Source organism: Streptococcus hongkongensis, from assembly GCF_053206145.1.
Genome location: NZ_JBRUGD010000026.1, coordinates 1 through 5,559, shown reverse-complemented (window position 1 = coordinate 5,559; position 5,559 = coordinate 1). Strand labels below are relative to the sequence as shown.

Below are 5,559 nucleotides of genomic sequence, written 5' to 3'. Positions count from 1 at the left end.
GCTAAGCGACTTCCGTATCTAACAGGGGGCAACCCCCAACTACTTCAGGCGTTCTAGGGCTTAACTGCTGTGTTCGGCATGGGAACAGGTGTATCTCCTAGGCTATCGTCACTTAACTTATGTGTAAAACTCTCGTTTTACTGAGTGAATTGTATTCCAACTAAAATCTTAGTAAAAAAGATAAACCTCCTTGTGTGTCTTGCACACTGCGGCTGTTTCCTAGTTTCATACAGATTTCTTAACGTTCTCATTACTTAAGTAGTCCACTCAAAATTGAATATCTATATTCTAACAAGTTACGCCGAAACTGTCAATAAACTCTTCGTTCATACTTATCTTTAGGATAAGTCCTCGAGCTATTAGTATTAGTCCGCTTCATATATCGCTATACTTCCACTTCTAACCTATCTACCTGATCATCTCTCAGGGCTCTTACTGATATAAAATCATGGGAAATCTCATCTTGAGGGGGGCTTCGCACTTAGATGCTTTCAGCGCTTATCCCTTCCCTACATAGCTACCCAGCGATGCCTTTGGCAAGACAACTGGTACACCAGCGGTAAGTCCACTCTGGTCCTCTCGTACTAGGAGCAGATCCTCTCAAATTTCCTACGCCCGCGACGGATAGGGACCGAACTGTCTCACGACGTTCTGAACCCAGCTCGCGTGCCGCTTTAATGGGCGAACAGCCCAACCCTTGGGACCGACTACAGCCCCAGGATGCGACGAGCCGACATCGAGGTGCCAAACCTCCCCGTCGATGTGAACTCTTGGGGGAGATAAGCCTGTTATCCCCAGGGTAGCTTTTATCCGTTGAGCGATGGCCCTTCCATGCGGAACCACCGGATCACTAAGCCCGACTTTCGTCCCTGCTCGAGTTGTAGCTCTCGCAGTCAAGCTCCCTTATACCTTTACACTCTGCGATTGATTTCCAACCAATCTGAGGGAACCTTTGGGCGCCTCCGTTACCTTTTAGGAGGCGACCGCCCCAGTCAAACTGCCCGTCAGACACTGTCTCCGATAGGGATCACCTATCTGGGTTAGAGTAGCCATAACACAAGGGTAGTATCCCAACATTGCCTCCAACGAAACTGGCGTCCCGTCTTCTATGGCTCCTACCTATCCTGTACATGTGGTACAGATACTCAATATCAAACTGCAGTAAAGCTCCATGGGGTCTTTCCGTCCTGTCGCGGGTAACCTGCATCTTCACAGGTACTAAAATTTCACCGAGTCTCTCGTTGAGACAGTGCCCAAATCATTACGCCTTTCGTGCGGGTCGGAACTTACCCGACAAGGAATTTCGCTACCTTAGGACCGTTATAGTTACGGCCGCCGTTTACTGGGGCTTCAATTCATACCTTCGCTTACGCTAAGCACTCCTCTTAACCTTCCAGCACCGGGCAGGCGTCACCCCCTATACATCATCTTACGATTTAGCAGAGAGCTGTGTTTTTGATAAACAGTTGCTTGGGCCTATTCACTGCGGCTGACTCTTCAGTCAGCACCCCTTCTCCCGAAGTTACGGGGTCATTTTGCCGAGTTCCTTAACGAGAGTTCTCTCGATCACCTGAGGCTACTCGCCTCGACTACCTGTGTCGGTTTGCGGTACGGGTAGTATGTAATTAAACGCTAGAAGCTTTTCTTGGCAGTGTGACATCACTAACTTCGCTACTAAACTTCGCTCCTCATCACAGCTCAATGTATTAGGTATAAGCATTTGACTCTTACCTCACCTTACTGCTTGAACGTACTCTTCCAGTCGTACGCTTTAGTTAGCCTACTGCGTCCCTCCATCACTTTACATACTAGTACAGGAATATCAACCTGTTGGCCATCGAATACACCTTTCGGTCTCTCCTTAGGTCCCGACTAACCCAGGGCGGACGAGCCTTCCCCTGGAAACCTTAGTCTTACGGTGGACAGGATTCTCACCTGTCTTTCGCTACTCATACCGGCATTCTCACTTCTATGCGTTCCAGCACTCCTCACGGTATACCTTCTTCACACATAGAACGCTCTCCTACCATTACCCCTAAAGGTAATCCACAGCTTCGGTAAATTGTTTTAGCCCCGGTACATTTTCGGCGCAGGGTCACTCGACTAGTGAGCTATTACGCACTCTTTGAATGAATAGCTGCTTCTAAGCTAACATCCTAGTTGTCTGTGCAACCCCACATCCTTTTCCACTTAACAATTATTTTGGGACCTTAGCTGGTGGTCTGGGCTGTTTCCCTTTCGACTACGGATCTTAGCACTCGCAGTCTGACTGCCGATTATATCTACTTGGCATTCGGAGTTTATCTGAGATTGGTAATCCGGGATGGACCCCTCACCCAAACAGTGCTCTACCTCCAAGAGACTTAACATCGACGCTAGCCCTAAAGCTATTTCGGAGAGAACCAGCTATCTCCAAGTTCGTTTGGAATTTCTCCGCTACCCACAAGTCATCCAAGCACTTTTCAACGTGCCCTGGTTCGGTCCTCCAGTGAGTTTTACCTCACCTTCAACCTGCTCATGGGTAGGTCACATGGTTTCGGGTCTACAACATGATACTAAGTCGCCCTTTTAAGACTCGGTTTCCCTACGGCTCCGTCTCTTCAACTTAACCTCGCATCATATCGTAACTCGCCGGTTCATTCTACAAAAGGCACGCTCTCACCCATTAACGGGCTCGAACTTGTTGTAGGCACACGGTTTCAGGTTCTATTTCACTCCCCTCCCGGGGTGCTTTTCACCTTTCCCTCACGGTACTGGTTCACTATCGGTCACTAGAGAGTATTTAGGGTTGGGAGATGGTCCTCCCAGATTCCGACGAGATTTCGCGTGTCTCGCCGTACTCAGGATACTGCTAGGGTCAGTTACTATTTTAAATACGAGGCTGTTACTCTCTTTGGCTTACCTTCCCAGGTAATTCTTCTATAGTAGTTGATCCCACCTTGCAGTCCTACAACCCCGAGGAGTAAACTCCTCGGTTTGCCCTCCTGCCGTTTCGCTCGCCGCTACTAAGGCAATCGCTTTTGCTTTCTCTTCCTGCAGCTACTTAGATGTTTCAGTTCACTGCGTCTTCCTTCTCATGACCTTAACAGTCATGGATGACATGCATCACATGCCGGGTTCCCCCATTCGGACATCTCTGGATCAAGGCTTACTTACAGCTCCCCAAAGCATTTCGTCGTTAGTCACGTCCTTCATCGGCTTCTAGTGCCAAGGCATCCACCGTGCGCCCTTATTAACTTAACCTTATTTCCAGTCTCTCGACCTTCTTTTAATTTTTTTTAATATGTTCGCGTTTATCTTTTTTTCGGTTTATTTCTTGTTACTTTTCTACAATTAATTTCTTAATTGTGGAATTTGATATAGATATTCAATTTTCAATGGACTATTTATGATATTAAAATCCGGTGCGACTTGTCGCAAAACTTGCGTAGAATAAGGAACAAACCAGTGATGTGTCTTTTGACACGAAATGGTTTTGACTTATTCCTAGTAAGTTTAGGATTGTATTCAAATATCATCTAAAACAAGATATGGAGTTGAACTCCAGACTAACTTCTTAGGAAAATAGATAATCTCTCTTGTGTGTTAACACACGGCGAGTGATTCCTAATTTTCTACAGAAGTTTTCGCAAGCGAATCGTCTGTTAGTATCCTGTTTTAATGGAGCCTAGCGGGATCGAACCGCTGACCTCCTGCGTGCAAAGCAGGCGCTCTCCCAGCTGAGCTAAGGCCCCACAGTTAATATGTTAACGTTTTTTATCCTGTTACTCATACTATCATATGGATCTGAATTGTAGTCGAACTAAAATCTTAGTGAAAAAATAAACCTCCTTGTGTGACTAGCACACTGCGTCTGTTTCCTATTTTCATACAGATTTCTTAACGTTCTCGTTACTTACTTCAAGACCTCTCAAAACTAAATAAGACTTCCCTAACGTACTTCCATTTCCTTAGAAAGGAGGTGATCCAGCCGCACCTTCCGATACGGCTACCTTGTTACGACTTCACCCCAATCATCTATCCCACCTTAGGCGGCTGGCTCCTAATAGGTTACCTCACCGACTTCGGGTGTTACAAACTCTCGTGGTGTGACGGGCGGTGTGTACAAGGCCCGGGAACGTATTCACCGCGGCGTGCTGATCCGCGATTACTAGCGATTCCGACTTCATGTAGGCGAGTTGCAGCCTACAATCCGAACTGAGATTGGCTTTAAGAGATTAGCTTGCCGTCACCGGCTTGCGACTCGTTGTACCAACCATTGTAGCACGTGTGTAGCCCAGGTCATAAGGGGCATGATGATTTGACGTCATCCCCACCTTCCTCCGGTTTATTACCGGCAGTCTCGCTAGAGTGCCCAACTTAATGATGGCAACTAACAATAGGGGTTGCGCTCGTTGCGGGACTTAACCCAACATCTCACGACACGAGCTGACGACAACCATGCACCACCTGTCACTTCTGTCCCTAAGGAAAATCCTATCTCTAGGACGGTCAGAAGGATGTCAAGACCTGGTAAGGTTCTTCGCGTTGCTTCGAATTAAACCACATGCTCCACCGCTTGTGCGGGCCCCCGTCAATTCCTTTGAGTTTCAACCTTGCGGTCGTACTCCCCAGGCGGAGTGCTTAATGCGTTAGCTGCGGCACTAAGCCCCGGAAAGGGCCTAACACCTAGCACTCATCGTTTACGGCGTGGACTACCAGGGTATCTAATCCTGTTTGCTCCCCACGCTTTCGAGCCTCAGCGTCAGTTACAGACCAGAGAGCCGCTTTCGCCACCGGTGTTCCTCCATATATCTACGCATTTCACCGCTACACATGGAATTCCACTCTCCCCTTCTGCACTCAAGTTTGACAGTTTCCAAAGCGAACTATGGTTGAGCCACAGCCTTTAACTTCAGACTTATCAAACCGCCTGCGCTCGCTTTACGCCCAATAAATCCGGACAACGCTCGAGACCTACGTATTACCGCGGCTGCTGGCACGTAGTTAGCCGTCCCTTTCTGGTTAGTTACCGTCACATGATGGATTTTCCACTCCCATCATCGTTCTTCTCTAACAACAGAGCTTTACGATCCGAAAACCTTCTTCACTCACGCGGCGTTGCTCGGTCAGACTTCCGTCCATTGCCGAAGATTCCCTACTGCTGCCTCCCGTAGGAGTCTGGGCCGTGTCTCAGTCCCAGTGTGGCCGATCACCCTCTCAGGTCGGCTATGTATCGTCGCCTTGGTGAGCCATTACCTCACCAACTAGCTAATACAACGCAGGTCCATCTCATAGTGAAGCAATTGCTCCTTTTAACTCAAGTACATGTGTACTCCAGTGTCATGCGGTATTAGCTATCGTTTCCAATAGTTATCCCCCGCTATGAGGTAGGTTACCTACGCGTTACTCACCCGTTCGCAACTCCTTAGACTAGTGCAAGCACCAGTCCTCAGCGTTCTACTTGCATGTATTAGGCACGCCGCCAGCGTTCGTCCTGAGCCAGGATCAAACTCTCATCTAAATTTAAGTTGATGTTTAACTCATTCTTTTTCTGTCGCTGACAGATTTATTGTTTTT

General features: G+C 47.8%; 1 tRNA gene and 3 rRNA genes. All 4 read right to left on the bottom strand.

The features are described from left to right. A 5S ribosomal RNA gene (gene rrf / locus ACVRZD_RS10395) occupies positions 1-116 on the bottom strand. Positions 117-339: 223 nt separating this feature from the next. Then, positions 340-3,243: ribosomal RNA gene (locus ACVRZD_RS10390) — 23S ribosomal RNA — on the bottom strand. A 418-nt stretch (positions 3,244-3,661) separates the two neighbouring features. Next, positions 3,662-3,734 (bottom strand) — tRNA-Ala (locus ACVRZD_RS10385). Positions 3,735-3,954: 220 nt separating this feature from the next. Continuing rightward, positions 3,955-5,503, bottom strand: a 16S ribosomal RNA gene (locus ACVRZD_RS10380). The 16S, 23S and 5S rRNA genes sit together here with 1 tRNA gene alongside, the layout of an rRNA operon. Between the last annotated feature and the right edge of the window lie 56 nt (positions 5,504-5,559).